This window comes from Streptosporangium sp. NPDC000509 (genome assembly GCF_042898365.1).
Classification (GTDB): domain Bacteria; phylum Actinomycetota; class Actinomycetes; order Streptosporangiales; family Streptosporangiaceae; genus Streptosporangium.
The window spans coordinates 13441-33896 of the sequence record NZ_JBIAYX010000012.1 but is presented as its reverse complement, the minus strand read 5'-3'; the positions used below and the strand labels follow the sequence as shown (position 1 = coordinate 33896).

Below are 20456 nucleotides of genomic sequence, written 5' to 3'. Positions count from 1 at the left end.
GGATCAGTCCTCGTACGCCTCCAGGGGAGGACAGGAGCAGACCAGGTTACGGTCGCCGTAGGCCTGGTCGATGCGGCGGACCGGCGACCAGTACTTGCCCTCGCGCACCGACGGCAGCGGGTAGGCCGCCTCGGTGCGGCTGTAGGGGTGGACCCACTCGTCGACGACGAGGCTGTCGGCCGTGTGCGGGGCGTTGCGCAGCGGGTTGTCGGTCCTGTCGTACGCGCCGGAGGCGACCTTCGCGATCTCCTCGCGGATCGCGATCATCGCCTCGCAGAACCGGTCGAGTTCGGCCAGGTCCTCGCTCTCGGTCGGCTCGATCATCAGCGTTCCCGCCACGGGGAAGGACATGGTCGGGGCGTGGAATCCGTAGTCGATGAGGCGCTTGGCCACGTCGTCGACCGTCACCCCGGTCTCCTTGGTGATCTGGCGCAGGTCGACGATGCACTCGTGGGCGACGAGGCCGCCACGGCCGGTGTAGAGGACCGGGTAGTGGGGGCTGAGCCTGCGGGCCAGGTAGTTGGCCGACAGGATGGCCTGCTCGGTCGCCGCCTTCAGGCCGTCGGCGCCCATCATCCGGATGTAGGCCCAGGAGATGGGCAGGATGCCCGCCGAGCCGTACGGCGCGGCCGAGACAGGGCCGACCGCCGTACCCTCACGCAGCGGATGGCCGGGCAGATAGTCGGCCAGGTGGGCGCGGACCGCGACCGGGCCGACGCCGGGGCCACCGCCGCCGTGCGGGATGCAGAAGGTCTTGTGCAGGTTGAGGTGGGAGACGTCCGCCCCGAACTCCCCCGGCCTGGCCAGACCGACCAGCGCGTTGAGGTTGGCGCCGTCGACGTAGACCTGCCCGCCGGCCTCGTGCACCAGCTCGCAGATCCGGACGATCGTCTCCTCGTACACACCGTGCGTGGACGGGTAGGTCACCATGATCGCGGCAAGCTGCTCGCGGTGCTTGTCGATCTTCGCGACGAGGTCGTCGAGGTCGACGTTGCCCTTGTCGTCGCAGGCGACCACGGCCACGCGCATGCCCGCCATGACGGCGCTCGCGGCGTTGGTGCCGTGCGCGGACGAGGGGATCAGGCAGACGTCGCGGCCCGACTCTCCGCGCGCGGTGTGGTAGGCGCGGATCGCCAGCAACCCGGCGAACTCCCCCTGCGAGCCGGCGTTCGGCTGAAGCGACACGGCGTCGTAGCCGGTGACCTCGGCGAGCCAGCGCTCCAGCTCCCCGATCAGCTCGATGTGGCCCGCGGCCTGGTCCTCGGGCGCGTAGGGGTGCAGCCCGGCGAACTCCGGCCAGGTGATCGGCTCCATCTCGGTGGTCGCGTTGAGCTTCATGGTGCAGGAGCCCAGCGGGATCATCGACCGGTCGAGCGCGATGTCCTTGTCCTGGAGCCTTCGCAGGTAGCGCAGCATGGCCGTCTCGGAACGGTGGCTGTGGAAGACCGGGTGGGTCAGGTAGTCGCTGACCCGCGCCAGCGCGGCGGGCAGCGCGTCGTGGGCGGCGGCGTCGAGGTCGGCCAGCACGGCGCCGCTGATCTCGAAGGCGGCCAGGACCTGCTCCAGGTGGAGCGGCTCGGTCTTCTCGTCGCAGGTGACGCCCACGTGGTCGGCGTCGACCAGGCGCAGGTTGACGCCGTTCTCGCGGGCCGTGGCGACGATCTCCTCGGCGCGGCCGGGCACCCTGGCGAGCACGGTGTCGAAGAAGGTGTCGTGCACGACCTCGACACCGCCCTGACGCAGGCCCTCGGCGAGCACGACGGCGTGCCTGTGGGTGCGCCGTCCGATCCTGCGCAGGCCCTCGGGGCCGTGGTAGACGGCGTACATGCCGGCGATCACGGCGAGCAGCACCTGCGCGGTGCAGATGTTGCTGGTGGCCTTCTCGCGGCGGATGTGCTGCTCACGGGTCTGGAGGGCGAGCCGGTACGCGGGGCGTTTGTCGGCGTCCTGGGAGACGCCCACCAGGCGGCCCGGCAGCTGGCGCTGGAGACCGTCGCGGACCGCCATGTAGGCGGCGTGGGGGCCGCCGAAGCCGAGGGGGACGCCGAAGCGTTGCGAGGACCCGACGGCGATGTCGGCGCCGAGCTCGCCCGGCGCGGCCAGCAGGGTGAGGGCGAGCAGGTCGGCGGCGGCGACCACCTGGGCACCGCGCGCGTGGGCGGCGTCGGCGATGGCGCGGAAGTCGCGGATCCTGCCGCTGGCGCCGGGATACTGCACGAGCACCCCGAAGCACTCGGGAAGCTCGGCGGTGAAGTCGCTCTCGACCAGCTCGATGCCGAGCGGCTCGGCGCGGGTGCGCAGCACCGCCTTGGTCTGCGGCAGCGCGTCGGCGTCGACCACGAACACCTTCGAGGGGCCGCGGCCGGCGCGGCGGGCCAGGGTCATCGCCTCGGCGGCGGCGGTGGCCTCGTCGAGCAGGGAGGCACCGGCGACGTCGAGGGCGGTCAGGTCGGAGACGACGGTCTGGAAGTTGATCAGGGCCTCCAGACGGCCCTGGGAGATCTCCGGCTGGTAGGGCGTGTACGCGGTGTACCAGCCGGGGTTCTCCAGGAGGTTGCGGCGGATGACGCCCGGAGTGATCGTGTCGTGGTAGCCCAGGCCGATCATCGAGGTGAGCACGGTGTTTCGCCCGGCGAGGACTCGAAGCTCCGCGAGGGCCTCGGACTCCCCGGCCGCCGGGGGCAGGCTCAGCCGCCCCGCGGAGCGGATCGCCTCGGGCACGGCCACCGCGACCAGGTCGGCCACGGAGGCGAATCCGACCGCCTCCAGCATGCGGGTCTGGCCGGCGTCGTCCGGCCCTATGTGGCGGGTGGAGAACGGCAGGGAGCCGAGTTCGCTGAGCGATGACAGGTCGGTCATTGTGAAGCCTCCCGGGACGGGGTGGAGACCGGCGCTGGGCGCGGGCGTATGCCTGGTCTCCCCCTCTGTCATCACGACCGTCTCACGCGTCGTGACCTGAGAGCTTCACCTACCCGTGACGGGAGGCTTGCACCGTCGGTGAGTCGCGCCTGGCCGGCGCGCCTGCTTTCCAGAGTTGCCTCGTCCGTGCGGTACCGGGTGCCTGAGAGATTCCGGGGAGGTTGCTCCTTCGGCGCCCCGCTCGCTGTCGGGGTCTCTCCCGCACAGGGTCAGCAGCGAGTCCGAGTTTACCCGGTTCGTCGTGCTCTGCGACGGCGGGCCAGCTCATCGGCCTGATGATCGCCTAAAGGGCCCTCGCTCGACTCCGCACGTTCGCCGGGCAGATCCGCGAGGGAGCCCTCCACCTCCTGCCACACCCGTCCCAGTGCTATGCCGAAGACTCCCTGGCCGCCCTGGAGGAGGTCGATCACCTCGTCGGGCGAGGTGCACTCGTAGACGCTCACCCCGTCGCTCATCAGGGTGATCCCGGCCAGGTCGTTGACGCCCCGGTCGCGCAGGTGCTGCACGGCGATGCGGATCTGCTGGAGGGAGACGCCGGTGTCGAGGAGCCGTTTGACGACCTTGAGCACCAGGATGTCGCGAAAGCCGTAAAGGCGCTGGGAGCCGGATCCGTGGGCGGCTCTCACGGTGGGCTCGACGAGGCCGGTGCGCGCCCAGTAGTCGAGTTGCCGGTAGGTGATGCCGGCCGCGGAGCAGGCCGTCGGGCCCCGGTAACCGATGTCGGCGGGCACCTTCACCGGTTGCCCGTCGAACAGCAGACCCTCTTCACCCGCGCGCTGACGTGCCGACTGGCGCCGTTTCGGGTCATCCTGATCGGCGTTTCTACCCTCGCCGCTGCTGACCGCCACGCGGACCTCCGGCTTTCTCTCATCCCACGGCCTGATCTGGGGGTTTACGCACGGCCGCAGGGTTCACATGCACCGTAGGACTGGGGCCAGGTCCAGTCAACGACCCCACTCGGCGCGTCGTGAAGCGTAAATGCACCGAAATTCCTACCCCGCGCGGCCGAAGTCCTCGGGCGTGATCGTGTCAAGGAACTCCCTGAACTTCTCCACCTCGTCCTCCTGGTCGTCGGGGATGATCACCCCCGCCTCCCGGACCACATCCTCACTCGCGAAGATACGTGCGCCGGTGCGAAGTGCCAAGGCGATCGAGTCCGAGGGACGCGCGCTCACCTCCACCCCGTTGGAGAACACGAGATCGGCGAAGAAGATGCCGTCGCGCAGGGCGACGATGTTGACCGTGCTCAGCCGGACTCCGAGCCCTTCGAGCACGTCACGGAACAGGTCATGAGTGAGCGGCCGGGGTGGTGGTTCCTCGGCCTGGGCCATGGCGATCGCCGTGGCTTCCGTCATGCCGATCCAGATAGGCAGGTAACGCTCCCCATGCGTCTCTTTCAACAAGACGATCGGCTGGTTGGAGGGCATTTCAACTCGAACGCCCACGACCTCCATCTGCAACACGGGCTGCTCCGTCTTCGCTGGATTCCGACCGGTTTGTTCAACGTAACACTCGTGGGGGTACGAGTGCCTGGTCAGGCTCTCACCGACCCAGAGCCCCACGCACGCCGGAACGCAGCAGCGAGGCGTGCAATTCCAGCAGCAGGCCGGAAATCTCCCTCGCCGTCTCGTCGGCCTGGTCGATCGCGCCAGGCCCGCGACGGCGCAGCAGCGGGGCGACGGCCTGCTCCACCAGGCCCGCCTCGCGCTCGGCCGCGGCCTTGACCGCCCTCAGGTGGCGGGCGCGCAGGCCGAAGGCGGCGAGGGCTCCGACGCTGCGGGCCACGGCCAGCGCCTCGGCGTCGTAGTAGCGGGCCACCGCGGCCAGCAGGCCGTAGTCCTCAAGCTCGGCGAGGGTCTCCTCGTCGAGCTCGGCGGCGGCGATCAGCTCCTCGCGGGTGAGCCTGAGCTCGGGAGGCGCCTCGTCGGGGACGGCGCGCGGCCGGGCGGCCGGGCGCTCCTCGCGATCGGCCGCCTCCAGATGATCCTTGATCACTCGCAGCGGCAGGTAGCGGTCACGCTGCTCGCTGAGGATGTAACGGAGCCGCTCGACGTCGGCGTAGCTGAACTTGCGGTAACCGGAGGGACTGCGCTCCGGCTCGATCAACCCCTCGCCCTCCAGGAAACGAATCTTGGAGATGCTGACGTCGGGGAACTCGCCCTGCAGGAGGGCGAGCACCTCCCCGATGCTCATGTGCGCACGAGCGGCCTGCGAGCTCATCATCCTCCAGCGGCGCCGCGGGTGAGGAAGACGAGGCGGAACTTGCCGATCTGCACCTCGTCCCCGCCGTACAGCGGGACCTCCTCGATGCGCTCGCGGTTCACGTACGTGCCGTTGAGGCTGCCGACGTCACGGACGGTGAAGACCCCGCCGCCGCGCCGGTAGAACTCCACGTGACGGCGCGAGACCGTGATGTCGTCGAGGAAGATGTCGCTCTCCGGATGGCGGCCCACGGTGGTGAGATCGCTGTCGAGCAGGAACCGGCTGCCGGCGTTGGGGCCGCGCATCGCGACCAGCAACGCGGTGCCCGGGGGCAACTGCTCGACGGCCTGCCGTTCGGCGAGAAGCGTCTCACCTGTCTCCGCCTCATACGCCTCGATCCCGGAGAGGGAGATCGTCGATGTGCTGTCTCCGGCGGTCTCGGCTTTGGTAAGCGGCGACCCGCATCGTGAACAGAAACGGGCATCCTCAGGGTTGGCATGACCGCACTGCGTGCAGTAGACGCTCGGCATCGATCGGCTCGGCCTCCTACCGCGAAGACGCGGCAACGGTGCTCAGTGATGCGCGCCTCGCTTCTTCGCTTCTCAAGTGTTTTCTCGGACTGCGAATGCCGCAACATACAGTGATGAGGCGCGAAGGTCAAGGTTGACGCTGAACCGCGGGTACGGTCGGTGACAAAGTTACAGTGGGGCACTGTCTCCGGTCCATGGCGCCGCGCTGTGTTTTGTCGCGACCCCTCGCCCCCGAGCGCTCATCCTCCTCCCTTCCCGCCCGGCTTCTCCCGCTCCGCTCGGCTCACGGTCCTCGCTCACGACCTGCTCCTCGCCCCCTCCCCCGGTGCCCGGCTGGGCCCACCTGAGCCCGCCTGTGCCCGCCTGTGCCCCTTCAGCCGCCCGCGGCGTCCTCGACCACCCGCGCCCAGTGCTCGATCAGGGTCTGCGCGGAGTCGACGTCGAAGCCCTCGGCCCACAGGTGGGTGACCGCCTCCGTCGGGTCGGGCAGCACCAGGGCCCAGCTGCCGTCCTCGGCGACGACCCGGACCCCGTCGGTGGTGTCGATGCGGTAGTGCTCGGCGGCCTCGATGACCGAGCGCATCACCGCGCCCTTGGCGGCCCACGGGGTCGGCACGGTCCGGCGCAGCAGCTTGGCCTCGGGGATCCTGGCGTCGATCTGGCTGAGCGAGAGCCTGGTCCTGGCGACCAGGCCCAGCAGGCGCAGGAACACCGCCAGGCCGTCCACCGTGGGCCCGAACTCGGGCACGATGAAACCGCCGCGCCCGTCGGCCGCGAAGATCGTCTCCGGCCCTCTGGCCGCGGTGGTCAGCGCGTCGATCGCGGTGGAGGTCCACTCGGCCTGCACGCCGTGGAACCTGCAGACCTGCTCCGCCACCCGGGTGGTGGTGACCGGCAGCGCCACCCTGCCGCCGCGCCGCTCGGCGGCGACCAGGTCGAGCACGACCAGCAGGGCGCGCTCCTCGCTGATCAGCTGGCCCATCTCGTCCACCAGCGCGACCCGCTCCCCCACCGGGTCGAAGCGCACCCCGAAGGCCGCCCTGGAGGAGCTGACGAGCTCTGAGAGGCGCTGCAGATCACGGCGGCGCTCGGCGAGGGTCTCGGTGGGCGAGGCGTCGTCCAGCCGGTTGTTGACGGTCAGCACGTCCACCCCGACCCGGCCCAGCAGGCTGGGCAGCACCAGCGAGGAGGTGCCTCCCGCGCAGTCGACCACGACCTTCATGTCGACGTCGCGCACCCCGCTGATGTCGACCAGGCGCAGCAGCTCGTGCGTGTAGTCCTCCACCGCCCTGGCGGGAAAGCTCAGCTCGGCGATCTCTCCGGGGAAGGCGCGGCGGAACTCCTGCCGGGAGAAGACCCGGTCCAGCTTGCGCTGGGCCGCCGGGGACAGGTCCGCGCCGTGCTCGTCCATGAAGACGATGTCGACGCTCTGCGGGTCGCCGGGGGTGGTGCGCAGCGCGATGCCGCCGACGGCGTTCTCCCTGGCGGTGTGGAAGCGGGCCACCGGGAGCGGGGACGCCTCCAGGTCGAGCACGTTGATCGCGCTCGCGTTCAGGGCGCTGATCACCGCCCGCTTCAGTGCCCGCGCGGCACGGGAGGAGTCGCGGGAGGTGATGACCGAGGCGCCCTTCTTCAGGGTGGTGGCGTACGCGCTGGCCAGCCGTACGCACAACTCGGGGGTGATCTCCACGTTCACCAGCCCCGACACCCCCCGGGGGCCGAACAGGTTGCGCTGGGCGCGCGGCTCCCAGATGACGCTGTTGTTGATCACCGCCCCGGCCTCGATGGTCTTGAACGGGTAGATCTTGACGCCGGAGGAGATGTACGCCTCGGCCTCGATGATGCACTCGTCTCCGACGACGGCGCCCTCCTCGACCCTGGCCGCGGTCATCAGGTCGGTGTTCTTGCCGATCACGCAACCGCGCAGGTGGGCGCTGGGCCCGACGTAGACGTTGTCGTGGACGACCGCGCGGTGCAGGAAGGCTCCCTCCCTGACCACCGCGTTGCTGCCGAGCACGGTGTACTCGCGCAGCTCGGCCCCCGCCTCGACCTTGGCGTAGTCGCCGATGTAGAGGGGGCCCTTGAGGACGGCGTCGGCGTCGACCGAGGCCCCCTCGGCCACCCAGACGCCCGGTGAGACCTCGAAGGCGTCGATGTCGACCTTGACCCGCCCCGACAGGACGTCGGCCTGGGCCTTGAGGTAGCTCTCGTGGGTGCCCACGTCCTCCCAGTAGCCGTCGGCCACGTAGCCGTACAGCGGGGCGCCGCGCTCCAGCAGCCTGGGGAACACGTCGCCCGACCAGTCGACGGACTCCCCGGCCGCGATCTCGTCGAGGACCTCGGGCTCCATCACGTAGATGCCGGTGTTGGCGGTGTCGGAGAAGACCTGGCCCCAGGTCGGCTTCTCCAGGAAGCGCTCCACCCTGCCCTGGTCGTCGACGATGACGATGCCGAACTCCAGCGGGTTGGGGACGCGCTTGAGCCCGATCGTGACCATCGCGCCGTTCTCGCGGTGGAAGCGGATCATGTCACTCAGGTCGATGTCGGTCAGCGCGTCGCCGGAGATGACCAGGAAGCGGTCGTCACGGAGCCGGTCGGCGGCGTTCTTGACGCTGCCCGCGGTGCCGAGCGGCGTGTCCTCGGTGGCGTAGTGCAGGCTCATGCCGAGCTCGTCGCCGTCGCCGAAGTAGTTTCTGACCAGAGCCGCCAGGAACTGCACGGTGACCACCGTCTCGGTGAAACCGTGCCGTTTCAGCAGGCGGAGCACATGCTCCATGATCGGCCGATTGATCACGGGCAGGAGAGGCTTGGGCTGGTTCGCGGTCATCGGCCGGAGCCGTGTCCCTTCCCCGCCCGCCATGACGACGGCCTTCACAGATCACCTCTTAAGGCGTTTGGCCTCGCTGGTCAGCTGACGCACCTGTACCCAATACAGCACTCCGGACCACCAGTACAGACCTGTGCCCCAGATGGCGAGGGACCAGCCGACGATCCCCGCCGCCTCGGCGTACCAGGAGGGGTGATGGGCCAGGAAGAGCAGGGGGAAGGCGTAGAGCAGGTTCGCGGTGGCGGCCTTGCCGAGGAAGTGCACGGGCAGTGCCGGACCGTATCCGAGACGGCGCAGGATGAGCGGGATGCCCAGCAGCATCACGTCGCGCAGCGGGATGGCGAGCGCCAGCCACCAGGGGATGATCTCGCGCATGGCGAGGCCGAACAGGGTGGCCAGGATGTAGAGCCGGTCGGCCAGCGGGTCGAGCAGGCGGCCGAGCCTGCTGGTCTGGTTCCAGGCACGGGCGATCTTGCCGTCGAGCCAGTCGGAGAATCCGGCCAGCATGAGCAGGGCGACGGCCCAGCCGTCGGCCTTCGGCCCCAGCACGAGCCAGAGGAAGACCGGCACCCCCAGGAGCCTGGCCAGGCTCAGCGCGTTGGGAACCGTCCAAATTCGATCTTCAGCCCCCGATTCTTCCGGACCCACCGGCTGAACTCCCTCCCCGCACCTGATGGTGACACTACTGTGTCCGGCGCCACCGAGGGGATGCGGGGAGGGCGCACGTCTCAGGACCGGCGTTCGGCGGCGCGGGGCGACCACGCCCAGATGAGCACCGCCACGGTCAGTCCGAACAGGGCGAGACCGCTGGGCACGTGGGTGCCGAGCGCGTCCCAGCTGAAGTGCTGGCCCATGCCGATCAGGAACAGGCCGAGACTGGCCAGCGCGGGCCAGCCCGCCCCCCGTCCCGGACGCCAGACCAGCACGGCCGCGACGATCTGCAGCAGGGCGATCAGGTGCACCACCATCCCGGCCATGACGTGGGTCTCGCCGAGTTCTCCCCCGCCCTGTACGGCCTGGCCCGCGAACGAGGCGGCGACGACGAGTCCGGCGGCCTGGGCGACGACGAGGACGCGGACGCCGTACAGCAGGCCCGTGGATACCTGACGGCCCCGCGTCGGATCGGGCTGGGCGACGACCTCCTGCATGAGATGTGTCCTTCCTCAGATGAAAGATGAGAAGCGAGTGGTTCGAAGCACATCGTGACCGCGGAGGCACGGCCGGGTCGTCAGCCTGGGGAATGACCTACGGATCCACCGCCTGGCGGATTCCCCTACGCTTCAGACCATGACCAATGACACCGCGCTCTTTCTGGGGCAGTGGCTCCGCTCGCCGGGCACCGTCGGAGCGGTGGCGCCGAGCTCGCGGCGGCTCGCCGAGGCGGTGGCCTCGCCCGTTCCCCTCCGAGGAGATCCGGTGATCGTCGAGCTCGGCCCCGGCACCGGCGCGTTCACGGCGGAGATCCAGCGCCGGCTGGGCGGCCGGGGACACCACATGGCCGTCGAGATCAACCCGAGGCTGGCCGAGTTCCTCGCCGCGGGAAACCCCGGGGTGGACGTCGTGGTCGACGACGCGGCGCGGCTGCCGCAGCTGCTCCAGGAGCGCGGCCTGTCCAAGGCCGACGCGATCGTGAGCGGGCTGCCGTGGGCCGCCTTCTCCGCGGACACACAGGCCCGCCTGCTGGAGGCGGTCACCGCGATCATGGGCACGCATACGGCCTTCACCACCTTCGCGTACAGCTTCGCCAAGCGCCTTCCCCCCGCGCGGCGCTTCAGGAGGCGTCTCGCCGACACCTTCGAGGAGGTCGTCGTGGGCCGGACGGTGTGGGGGAACGTGCCGCCGGCCTTCGTCTACCACGCGCGCAGGCCGCGCCTTCCCGCCTCGGAATCCTGAGCCAGCAGGGCCTCGGACTCATACTTCCGCGGCAGTCCCCCGCCGAGAACGATGGAGTTGATCATCGTGGACTTCACCCTCCCCGAGAGCGCCCTCGCCGTGCAGCGCGGCATCGGCGACATCTGCGCGCGCTACGACCTGGACTACTGGCAGCGGTGCGAGAGCGAGAAGCGCTGGCCGGAGGAGGTCTGGCAGGACCTGGCGAAGGGCGGCTGGCTCGGCCTGGCCGTGCCCGAGGAGTACGGCGGCGGCGGGCAGGGCCTGCTGGAGCTGGCCGTGGCCACCGAGACCCTGTCGGCCTCCGGCTCAGCGGGCGGCTCGGCGTTCACCTACGTGCTCACCCCCGGGTTCGGCGCCATGACCCTCGCCAGGCACGGCAGCGGCCGGCAGCGTGAGGAGCTGCTGCCCAGGCTGGCCACCGGCGAGCTGGAGACCTGCTTCGCCCTGACCGAGCCCGACGCCGGGTCCAACGCCCTGGGCATCTCCACCTTCGCCCGCCGCGACGGTGCGGAGTTCGTCGTCCAGGGCCAGAAGATCTGGATCACCGGGGTGCAGCGGGCGACCTGGATGCTCCTCGTCACCCGGACCATCCCGGCCGCCGAGGCCAGTCCTCGCTCCAACGGCCTGACCGTCCTGCTGGTGAACGTCCCCGAGGCGGTCGCCGCCGGGCAGCTGTCCTTCCGGCCGATCCCGAAGATGGGCGCGAACACCACCCCGTCCAACATGGTCTTCATCGACGATCTGCGGGTCCCCGAGAGGAACGTCGTCGGCGAGGTCGACCAGGGCGCGCTGGTGCTGTGGGACATCCTCAACCCCGAGCGCGTCCTGCTGGCCGCCTCCGCCCTCGGCGGCGCCGAGGTGGCGCTGGGGGTGGCCGTGCGGTACGCCAAGGAGCGCGAGGTCTTCGGCCGCCCGATCGGCGCCAACCAGGCCATCGCCTTCCCCCTCGCCCAGGTCAAGGCCAAGATCGAGCTGGCCAGGCTGATGCTCTACAAGGCCGCGTGGTTGTTCGACAGGCAGCTGCCCTGCGGCACCGAGGCCAACATCGCCAAACTGACCGCCTCGCAGGCCGCGTGGGAGGCGGCCGACCACGCCTTCCAGACGCACGGCGGCATGGCCTACTCGCTGGAGTATCCGGTGGCCCGCCTGCTGGCCGACGCCCGTATCGGCAGGGTGGCCCCCGTCACCGAGGAGCTCCTGCTCAACTATCTGGCCACCCAGGTGCTCGGGCTGCCCAGGAGTTTCTGACCGGGTCGCGGACGCTCCCGCCGTACGGGGGCAGGGGCGGCGCCGCTCACCGGAATGCCTCCGCGAGACGGGCCGCGGCGTACTCGCGCGCCTCGATCGCCTGGTCGAAGAAGCCCGGCAGGCCGAAGAAACCGTGGATGGCCCCCTCGTACCTCCTCACCTCGACCGGCACTCCGGCCTCGGCGAGCTGGGCGGCGTACTCCTCGCCCTCGTCGCAGAGCGGGTCGCACTCGGCGACGATCACCGTCGCCGGAGCCAGGCCGGACTTGTCGGCCAGCCGGGCCGGGGCGAGCCGGGGGTCGGCCGGGTCGCCTCCGTACTGCGTGACGAACCAGGCCATCTCATCGGCCCCGAGCCCGAATCCGGTGGCGTAGGTGCGGTAGCTCTCGGTGTCCATGGCCACGTCGGTCACCGGGTAGACGAGCAGCTGGTGGGCGAGCCCGAGCCCGGCGTCCCTGGCCCGCCAGGCGGCGACGGCCGCGACGTTACCCCCGGCGCTGTCGCCGCAGACCGCGATGCGCCCGGGGTCGGCCCCGTAGGCGCCGGGACGGGCGAAGAGGTCCTGGACGACGCTCCACGCGTCGTCGGCCGCCGCGGGAAAGGGATGGTGGGGCGCGAGCCGGTAGTCGACCGAGATCACGACCGCCCCGTTGCGTACCGCGAGGTCGCGGCCGAGCGCGTCGTTGCGCTCGACGCTTCCGAAGACCCAGCCTCCGCCGTGGAAGTAGACGAGCGCGGGGAGGGGGTCGTCGCCCTCCCGGGGCCGGTAGACGCGGACCGGCACCCCCGCGGCGACGTCGTCCCTCACCACCGGGAGGGGAATGATCGGACCGCGCTGCTCGGCGAAGGCGTCGAGGGTCCGCAGCTCGGCGATCGTTTCGGGGGTGAGAGTGGAGAGAGGGGCGCCGAGGTCTGTCCGGAAGAGCTTCAGGTAGGCCTCGGCCTGCGGGTGCAACGGCATGATCGGCACCCTACCCGCGTCGTCCCCGGCACGGCGGGACCCGGGCGCGGCGGCGGCGCGCGTCAGCGGCGCGTCGCATCGCCCGTTCTCGCGGGTGACGTCCGCGCGACGGCGTCGGGAACGACCGGCACACCGGGGCGATCGCGCGGGACGTCACGTCCGCGCGACGGTGTCAGGATCCGGCGGCCTCGACCAGGGCCTCGACGAGCCGGTTGTCCCCGGCTCGCGCGAGGTCCCATTGCACACCGATGCCGAACCTGTGCCCCTCCAGCTCGACGCCCTCGACGATCTGGTCGTCGGCCCACGCCACGGCGAGCAGGCCGGTGCCCAGCCGCTTGACGGCCTGGTGATGGGAGGCGGTCACCTCGGCCGTGTCGCCCAGCGTCTTGCCGAGTTTGCTGGAGACGCTGATCTGGACGCGGTGCGCCGTGGAGGCGGCGTGACGGTCGTGGTCGACCACCTCGGGGAGCCAGGGGATCAGGTTCCCGCCCTGGGCGACGTTCAGGACATGCATGCCCCGCCCCGAGGCGAGCAGCGGCAGGTCGGCCTTGACGGCGGCGCGGGCCAGCGCCAACTCGAAGCGGTCGCGGTGCGGCTGCGGGTCACCGACGCGCTCCTCGCGGGCGGCCCCGTACAGGGAGGGATCGAGCTCGCCCCCTCCGGCGAGGATCACACCGGACAGGCCGCGGACGTAGTCGTCGATCCCGCCGAGGTTGAGCGGGGGCAGCAGCACCGGGGCGCCACCCGCCTTCTCGACGGCCCGCGCGTAGGAGGGCGGCGACAGGACGGCCTCCCTGACCCAGTCGCCCCAGCGGGCGGCCTCAAGGTAGGTGGTGATACCGATCAAAGGTTGGGGCATGCGTTCTCCAGGGGGGCGTGCACGAGGTGGCGCCACCTGTTTCGGACAGCACCGATCCCATCTCCAACAGCTTCCCTATCATGGCGCACTCCATTTCGGTCATGTCACACATCCGAGGTATCAGTGTCGTCTCGCCGGGCCTCCCCACCCCTCACCGCCGGAGGGCTTCCCGCCGCTCAACCCCTCGGAACCCCGCCGTGATGAGAAATCGTACGAATAGTAAATTTCACCTTCAAAACGAATGTGATTATTATTCGTTTATCCAGCTCTCCACAGATTAACCAGTCACCCAAAATAACTCTCCAATTACCGATAGTTAGATTTCCCGCTATATTGCCGGGAAACGGTTGTGAGGCCCACTAGGTGATGGAAGACTCGAATTCGAGTGACCGGGCGAGCCGGGGCTCCAGGTCACTCGTCACCCGGAGCCGTCAGGGAGGTGGATCTGCGTGATCGGACTTTGAGCCGGTCAATTAGGGTGGGTTCTTTAAATGTCTTTGAATCCGCGTCTTGTCAAGGAAAGCTTCGCCGTCGTCGAACCCGTCGCGGACAAGGCCGCGGCATACTTCTACGGGCGCCTGTTCGCCGAGAACCCGCACCTGCGGGCGATGTTCCCCCCGGCGATGGACATCCAGCGCGACCGGTTGTTCAGCGCGCTGACCAGGATCGTCTGGAGCCTGGACAGCCCCGGCGGCATGGCGTCGTTCCTCGGCCAGCTCGGCCGCGACCACCGCAAGTACGGAGTGGTCCCCGAGCACTACACCGCGGTCGGCAACGCGCTCCTCGCCACGATCCGGCGCTTCGCCGCCGAGGTCTGGAACACCGAGATCGAGGCGGCGTGGGTGGCCGCTTACACCGCCGCCGCCAATCTCATGATCGAGTCAGCCCGGTCGGACGCGGGAGTGTCGCCCGCCTGGTGGCCGGCCGAGGTGATCGACCACGAGCTCCGCACCCCGGACATCGCGGTGATCACCCTGCGGCCCGGCCAGGAGCTGCCTTATGTGCCCGGCCAGTACGTCAACGTGCAGACCGCGCGCTGGCCACGCGTCTGGCGCGCGTTCTCCATCGCGAACGCGCCCCGGGACGACAACACCGTCCGTCTGCACGTCCGCGCGATCACCGGTGGCTGGGTCTCCACCACGCTGGTCAGGCACACCCGGATCGGTGACACCGTGACGCTGGGCCCCGCGATCGGCACCATGGTGCCCTCCGGCTCCGGACGCGACATCCTGTGTGTGGCGGGCGGCACCGGCCTGGCCCCGATCAAGGCGATCCTGGAGCACCTGATCGACTCCGGGCGCCGCCCCGACATCCACCTGCTGTACGGAGCCCGCACGGCCGCCGAACTCTACGACCTGACCGACCTGCGGCGGATGGAGTCGGCCTTCCCGTGGCTGCGGGTGCTGCCCGTGGTCTCCGAGGAGCGGGGGTACGCCGGCATGCGGGGCCGTCTTTCCGAGGTGATGGAGCGGTTCCACTCGTGGGCCGACCACGAGGCCTATGTCTGCGGCCCGGTCGCCATGGTCGACGAGACCGTCCGCAGGCTCCAGCGGGGCGGAATGCCGTTGGCCCATATCCACCGGGACACCGTGGAGGGGGATCCTTGAGCGACATTCGCGACTAACACCCCAAATTGATCACGCAAATTTCATAGAGCACGGCGGGACGCGGCGTGACATGGCAGCATGAGGCCCGATCCGAAAGGAGATGGTCATGCACGAGGGCCCCCCTCCCAGCCCGTGCCCCCCTCTCGACCGCCACCCGCACGGACCCGTCCGCCATCATCGTCACTCGCCCGGCAGCCCGGCCGGCCCCGTCCGCCACCGTCGCCGCCCGTCCGGCCCTCCGGCCGGGACCGCCCGTCCGCACGCCCTCGTCCCCGGTCCCCCCCACCGGTGGCGGCCCTCCGCGGACCGGGGTGAGCTCCCCCCTCGATCCTCGGCCGTGCCCGCCTCGCACGTCACGGTGCTCTGAGCCGATGGCCAGACCCGTCACCCTCGTGACCTTCATGCTCCCCGCCACACTGCGCCACTGGGCGGGCGAGACCACCGAGATCCGCGTCTTCGCGATCGCCGACCGCGACGACGGACACCCCACGCTGGGCTCCGCCCTCGACATGCTCCGCCGCACGCACCCGTTCCTGGAGCAGCGGCTCCGCGACGACTACGGGGGCATCCGCCGCCATATCAGCATGTTCGTCTGCGGGGAGAACGCCCGGCACCATGGCGGCCTCGACTGCGCGCTGCCTCCCGGTGCCGAGATCTTCGTCCTGCCCGTCCTCTCCCGCTCCCCGGAGACGACGGGCTGAGGCGGGCTAGGGAGCGACCCTGCCCGCGGCCGCGAAGGCCGCATGCGTGAGGGGCATCAGTTCCGCCCAGGCCGCCTCCATCTTCTCCGCCACCATCTCGATCTCGCGCTGCGGGAACGAGGGCACCCTGGCCTGCTCGTTCTTGGTACGCAGGGACAGGAAGTGCATGAGCGAGCGCGCGTTGCAGGTGGCGTACATCGACGAGAAGAGACCGACGGGCAGCACCGCCCTGGCCACCTCCCTCGCGATCCCGGCCTCCAGCAGCTCCTGGTAGGCGGCATAAGAGTTCCGGTACGACGACTCCATCACCTCGGTGACGAGCTTGTGCTGCCCGGCGTCACCGTCGGCGAAGACGTACTGCCCCGGCTTGCCCTTCTGCACCAGCTTCCGGTCGTGGCCCGGCACGTAGAAGACCGGACGAAGCTCGCGATATCTCCCGCTCTCCTCGTTGAACGACCATCCCGCCCTGTGCCGGTGGAACTCGCGGAAGACGAAGATCGGAGCGCTGACGAGGAAGGTCATCGAGTTGTGCTCGAACGGACTGCCGTGCCGGTCGCGCATCAGGAAGTTGATCAGCCCCTTCGAACGCTCGGGGTCCTTGCCGATCTCCTCCAGAGACTGCTCCCCGGCGGTCGACACCCGCGCGGCCCAGAGCACGTCGGTGTCGGAGGCGCTGTGCTTGACCAGCTCCACGGTCACGTCGTCAAGAAAGCGTGCCTCTGCCCCATCGCCCGTCAACTGGCTCCCCCTCGTCGCACCAACAGTCGCCCCATTATTCCAGGGGCCCATCCGCCCCTGAGCCGGGCACCCGTCACAACCGGTATATCCGGCGCGCGTTGCCGGAGCCGATCATCTGGGCCACCCGGGCCGCGTCGGCGACGCTCCACTCGCCGTCGGCCAGTCTCGCGGCGAGCGCCCCCGCCAGGCCGCGCCGGTAGTGCAGGGCGCCGAGGTGACAGGTCTCCGCCACGCCGTGGCCACCGGAACCGAACAGCTGCTTGTGGAACGGCACGAGCTCCAGCAGTTCCGCCATGACCGCCGCCGAGCCCGTGGCACTGCGGGTCAGGGCCGCCCCCACGTCGACGTAGACGTGCGGAAGGACCCCAGCCAGCCCGGCCGCCTGGCGGTGGAACGGGTGGCAGTGCAGCAGGACGACGGGGACGCCCACCGGCTGCACGGCCATGATGAAGCCGGCCACCGGCGCCGGACCCGCGTCGTGCGGGCCGGGGACGGGTCCGGCGTGACCGCCGGAGGTACCGAAACCACCGTGGGCCTCGTGACCGCCGGAGGTGATCCGGCCACCGCGTCCCAGGTGAGTGTCGCGGCGCGCACCGCCGCCGGGGCGAGCGAGACCGGTGTGAAACTGCAGCGGCCGCCCGTACTCCCTGGCCACGTCGACGGCCGTCCAGAGCAGGTGGCGCAGCAGCACCTGGTCGGTGAGCCTCTCCCCCGGACAGGCCAGCCGCCGGGTGGCCGCCGCGATCACCGCTCCCCGGCTCGGCCTGGCCGGATCGAGACGCCTGCCTGACCGGTGGGCCGTGACCGACTTCAGGGCGACCGCGCGGACGGCCCGTCCCGCGAGGTTCTGGGCGAGGGAGGAGATGTAGGAGACTCCCGAGACGGCGCTTCCCGCGACCTCCGCCTCGACCCGTTCGATGGGAACGACCCGCGCGGTCTCCGCGCCGCCCGCGTGGCCCATCTCGGCAGGTGGCAACACCTCGGGCACGCCGAAGCGGTCCCGACGATCCGGGCCACCGGGGCCCTTCGGTCCGCCCGAGTCGCCGGAACCGTCGAAAGTGTCGGAGCCCTCGAAGCCGTCGAACAGGAAGGTGGCGATTCCCGCGGCGCCCAGCAGCCGCCGGTTCACCTCATCGGCGCCGAGTTCCATCCGGCGGGCCAGGTAGACGGCGGGCGGCACGTGCGGGGCGAGACCGAGGACGGGGGCGCACCAGCGGCGGACCGCGGCGCCCGCGGGGGTGTCGAAGTGGGTGGTGCCCGGCGGCGCCGGGGTTCCCGCTTCGGTGAGCAGCGTCTCGAACCGGGCCCGGGTCAGGTCGTCGCGGCGCACGCCGTGGCAGTTGTGGTCGACCAGCGGCGCCAGCAGCGCCTCCCGCACGGCGTCGGGCAACTCGACGGGCAGCACACCGTCCGACCTCATGCCCGCTCCTCCCCGCCACAGGCGTACCGGCCGAGACCGGCCCCGGTACGCCCGCGATCTCCACGACGAGGGGAACTCTAGGGTCACCCGGCGTGCTCGCCGGGCGCGAAGCACGGGTTCTTTACCCGCTCTTGCGGCAGAGCCGAAGAACGTTGGCGATGACCTTCGCTCCCGCGCCTCCCCCCGCGGTGAGGATCGACTCGGGGTGGAACTGCACCGCGAAGCGGCGTCGCTCGACGTCCTCGATCGCCATCACCGCGCCGTCGGGAGTGAACGCGGTGGCGGTGAACCCGGCGACGCCCGGCTGCTTGGCGTGGACCGAATGGTAGCGGGCGGCGGTGAACTCCTCGGGGAGCCCGTCGAGCAGGGCACTCGCGCCCACCCTCCGTACCTGACCGCGCTTGCCGTGCTCGGGGTAGGACAGCAGTTCGAGGGTGCCACCCGCGTGCTCCACCATGCCCTGCAGGCCGAGGCAGACGCCGAACACCGGCAGATCACGCTCGTAGAGGGCGCCGACCAGGGCGGGCAGGCCGAAGTCGGAGGGCCAGCCGGGGCCGGGCGACAGCACCACCAGAGAGGGGTCCAGCTCGTCGATCATCGTGACGGGGAAGCCGTGCCTGAGTGTGACGACCTCGGCGCCCTGCTGACGGAAGTAGTCGGCGAGGGTGTTGACGAAGGAGTCCTCGTAGTCGACGAGGAGCACCTTCATGCCGCTTCCCGGCAGCTCCGCGGCCGCCTTCGCCTCGGTCCGCTCCTGCGGGGCCGCGCCGACCGCCGCCAGGGCGCCCAGCAGGGCACTGGCCTTGAGTTCGGTCTCCCGCTCCTCGGCCTCGGGGTCGGAGTCGAACAGCAGTGTGGCCCCGGCCCGCACGGTGGCCACGCCACCGCGGATCTGCGCGGTGCGCAGGGTCAGGCCGGTGTTCATCGAGCCGTCGAAGCCGATGTAGCCGACCGCCCCGCCGTACCAGCGTCGCGTGGTCTCCTCGTGGTCCTCGATGAACTGCATCGCCCAGTTCTTGGGGGCTCCCGTGACGGTGACGGCCCACATGTGGGTGAGGAAGGCGTCCAGGGCGTCGAACTCGGGACGCAGCCGGCCCTCGATGTGATCGACGGTGTGGATGAGCCGGGAGTACATCTCGATCTGACGCCGGCCGATCACCTGGACCGTCCCCGGCACGCAGATGCGGGACTTGTCGTTGCGGTCCACATCGGTGCACATGGTCAGCTCCGACTCCTCCTTCACACTGGACAGGAGGGTCCGGATCGCGTCGGCGTCCTCGATGGGGTTGCCGCCTCGGGCGATGGTGCCGGAGATGGGACAGGTCTCGACGCGGTCGCCGCTGACCCGGACGTACATCTCCGGTGAGGCACCGACCAGGTGCTCGCCCTCGCCGAGGTTGAACAGGAACTCGTACGGCGCCGGATTCACCGTGCGCAGTCCCCGGTAGAAGGCGGCCGGGTCGGTGCAGGGGGCGTGGAAGACCTGGCCGGGGACGACCTCGAACAGGTCACCGCGGACGAACTTCTCCTTGGCCGCGGCCACGACCTTGGCGTAGGAGCCCTTCTCCGGGTCGGCGGGAAGCTCGGACGGGAGCGCGGGCAGCGGCACGACCTCCCCCTCACGCTCGAGCCCGTGGGTGGAGACGCCGTCCACGGTGAACTCGTAGCGGAACTCCTTGCTGGTCTCCCTCTTCCGGTCGATCACCATCACCCGGTCGGGCAGGTGGAGCACGAGGTCACGCTGGTCGGCGGCCCGGGTCAGGACCTGCCTGATCGGCTCGAACTGGAAGGCCAGGTCGTAGCCGAAGGAGCCGTACAGGCCCAGATGCTCGTTCTCTCCCTTGAAAACGGCGATGACCTCGCGGATCGCGGTGAAAACGGTGGGGCGGCGGCTACGCATCTCCTCGGGGAGGATGTCCTCCGACTCCGCCACGTAGACCTCGACGAGATCGGCCGTCGGCTCCTCGACGGGCTTGCCGGCCGCCAGCAGGCAGGACACGACGGCGGGCAGGACCACCCTGCCCCGGGCGTTCAACGCGCGGGCGGAGATCCTGCGTCCCCTGGCCACGATCTCCAGGCAGGGGTCGACATAGGCGAGGTGCCATCGGCTGTAGCGGCCCGGATACTCCATCCCGGAAGAGAGCACTCCGCCACGGCGCTCGCCGAGCGTCGTGACGACGTCCTCAAGCACCGTCTCGGGCACGTCGGACGCGGTGACCTCGACCCCTATGCCGCCGGCGGTGGTATATCGGCTCGTCTCCACTGCGGTATCGCCCCTCTTGTTTCCCTGATGCCCTGAGGGGGCGGACACAGAAAAGGCCACCTCCCCGGGCGGCCGTTTGTCTGCTCGCGAATGCGAAACCTGCGCCGCCTAGAAGCGGCGCCACCACTGAAGGGTAATCGGGTGTCGCATGCGGCCAGAGTACCGGCGGCAACCGTGATCATGCAACGTGACGCCGTAGCGGACCTTCGACGCCCTGGGGGAGGGCACAAACCTTACGAAATCCACGAAATAGGCGCGTGGCTCGACGCCGGGCCGGATTGCCCGCCC

Annotated in this window: 17 protein-coding genes and 1 riboswitch; of the genes, 4 read left to right on the top strand and 13 right to left on the bottom strand. The window is 70.2% G+C overall.

Annotated features, from left to right (window positions below; genetic code table 11):
• Positions 1–3: 3 nt before the first annotated feature.
• The 8 genes from gcvP to ACFY3D_RS22335 all read right to left on the bottom strand — a co-directional run bounded on the left by gcvP (position 4) and on the right by ACFY3D_RS22335 (position 9626).
• Complete coding sequence (gene gcvP / locus ACFY3D_RS22370) at positions 4–2859, bottom strand: aminomethyl-transferring glycine dehydrogenase (protein WP_389981929.1); 2856 nt, start codon at positions 2857–2859, stop codon at positions 4–6.
• A 179-nt stretch (positions 2860–3038) separates the two neighbouring features.
• A riboswitch (glycine riboswitch) is annotated at positions 3039–3131 on the bottom strand.
• A gap of 15 nt (positions 3132–3146) precedes the next feature.
• Positions 3147–3767 (bottom strand): MerR family transcriptional regulator, encoded by a 621-nt coding sequence (locus tag ACFY3D_RS22365; protein ID WP_350947150.1) that lies wholly within the window; start codon positions 3765–3767, stop codon positions 3147–3149.
• A gap of 144 nt (positions 3768–3911) precedes the next feature.
• Positions 3912–4382, bottom strand: a complete 471-nt coding sequence (locus tag ACFY3D_RS22360) for a bifunctional nuclease family protein (RefSeq protein ID WP_326639501.1) — start codon at positions 4380–4382, stop codon at positions 3912–3914.
• 79 nt (positions 4383–4461) lie between these two features.
• Positions 4462–5112: a MerR family transcriptional regulator gene (locus tag ACFY3D_RS22355; RefSeq protein ID WP_386205217.1), complete on the bottom strand. Its 651-nt coding sequence runs from the start codon at positions 5110–5112 to the stop codon at positions 4462–4464.
• Positions 5113–5138: 26 nt separating this feature from the next.
• Positions 5139–5651 carry an FHA domain-containing protein gene (locus tag ACFY3D_RS22350; protein WP_350947148.1) on the bottom strand — a complete coding sequence of 171 codons (513 nt, stop codon included), beginning with the start codon at positions 5649–5651 and terminating at the stop codon, positions 5139–5141.
• A 373-nt stretch (positions 5652–6024) separates the two neighbouring features.
• Entirely contained in the window at positions 6025–8526 is a 2502-nt protein-coding gene (locus tag ACFY3D_RS22345) for a mannose-1-phosphate guanyltransferase (protein WP_350947147.1), read from the bottom strand.
• Between the two features lie 3 nt (positions 8527–8529).
• Entirely contained in the window at positions 8530–9126 is a 597-nt protein-coding gene (locus tag ACFY3D_RS22340) for a CDP-alcohol phosphatidyltransferase family protein (RefSeq protein WP_350947146.1), read from the bottom strand.
• Between the two features lie 80 nt (positions 9127–9206).
• Positions 9207–9626, bottom strand: a complete 420-nt coding sequence (locus ACFY3D_RS22335) for a hypothetical protein (protein ID WP_389981927.1) — start codon at positions 9624–9626, stop codon at positions 9207–9209.
• A 139-nt stretch (positions 9627–9765) separates the two neighbouring features.
• Here ACFY3D_RS22335 and ACFY3D_RS22330 point away from each other — a divergent pair, with 139 nt between their 5' ends.
• Both ACFY3D_RS22330 and ACFY3D_RS22325 read left to right on the top strand, forming a co-directional pair.
• A complete protein-coding gene (locus ACFY3D_RS22330) occupies positions 9766–10371 on the top strand; it encodes a class I SAM-dependent methyltransferase (RefSeq protein ID WP_389981925.1) in 606 nt (201 codons plus the stop codon).
• A 51-nt stretch (positions 10372–10422) separates the two neighbouring features.
• The gene (locus ACFY3D_RS22325) at positions 10423–11619 is read left to right on the top strand and encodes an acyl-CoA dehydrogenase family protein (protein WP_389981923.1); all 1197 of its coding nucleotides are present in this window, start codon (positions 10423–10425) and stop codon (positions 11617–11619) included.
• Between the two features lie 46 nt (positions 11620–11665).
• Here ACFY3D_RS22325 and ACFY3D_RS22320 read toward each other — a convergent pair whose 3' ends face one another.
• Together ACFY3D_RS22320 and ACFY3D_RS22315 are read right to left on the bottom strand one after the other, a co-directional pair.
• Positions 11666–12580 (bottom strand): alpha/beta hydrolase, encoded by a 915-nt coding sequence (locus ACFY3D_RS22320; RefSeq protein WP_389981921.1) that lies wholly within the window; start codon positions 12578–12580, stop codon positions 11666–11668.
• A gap of 172 nt (positions 12581–12752) precedes the next feature.
• Positions 12753–13439 (bottom strand): gamma-glutamyl-gamma-aminobutyrate hydrolase family protein, encoded by a 687-nt coding sequence (locus tag ACFY3D_RS22315; protein WP_389981919.1) that lies wholly within the window; start codon positions 13437–13439, stop codon positions 12753–12755.
• Positions 13440–13930: 491 nt separating this feature from the next.
• On the opposite strand from ACFY3D_RS22315, the gene ACFY3D_RS22310 reads away from it, so the two are divergent.
• Both ACFY3D_RS22310 and ACFY3D_RS22305 read left to right on the top strand, forming a co-directional pair.
• A complete protein-coding gene (locus ACFY3D_RS22310; protein ID WP_389981917.1) occupies positions 13931–15046 on the top strand; it encodes a globin domain-containing protein in 1116 nt (371 codons plus the stop codon).
• Between the two features lie 371 nt (positions 15047–15417).
• Positions 15418–15747 (top strand): hypothetical protein, encoded by a 330-nt coding sequence (locus tag ACFY3D_RS22305; RefSeq protein ID WP_350947139.1) that lies wholly within the window; start codon positions 15418–15420, stop codon positions 15745–15747.
• A gap of 6 nt (positions 15748–15753) precedes the next feature.
• On the opposite strand, the gene thyX is transcribed toward ACFY3D_RS22305, so the two are convergent.
• The 3 genes from thyX to ACFY3D_RS22290 all read right to left on the bottom strand — a co-directional run bounded on the left by thyX (position 15754) and on the right by ACFY3D_RS22290 (position 20168).
• Positions 15754–16446: an FAD-dependent thymidylate synthase gene (gene thyX, locus ACFY3D_RS22300; protein WP_389981915.1), complete on the bottom strand. Its 693-nt coding sequence runs from the start codon at positions 16444–16446 to the stop codon at positions 15754–15756.
• Between the two features lie 112 nt (positions 16447–16558).
• Positions 16559–17905: an amidohydrolase gene (locus ACFY3D_RS22295; protein WP_389981913.1), complete on the bottom strand. Its 1347-nt coding sequence runs from the start codon at positions 17903–17905 to the stop codon at positions 16559–16561.
• A 121-nt stretch (positions 17906–18026) separates the two neighbouring features.
• Entirely contained in the window at positions 18027–20168 is a 2142-nt protein-coding gene (locus ACFY3D_RS22290; RefSeq protein WP_389981911.1) for an anthranilate synthase component I, read from the bottom strand.
• Positions 20169–20456: the final 288 nt, after the last annotated feature.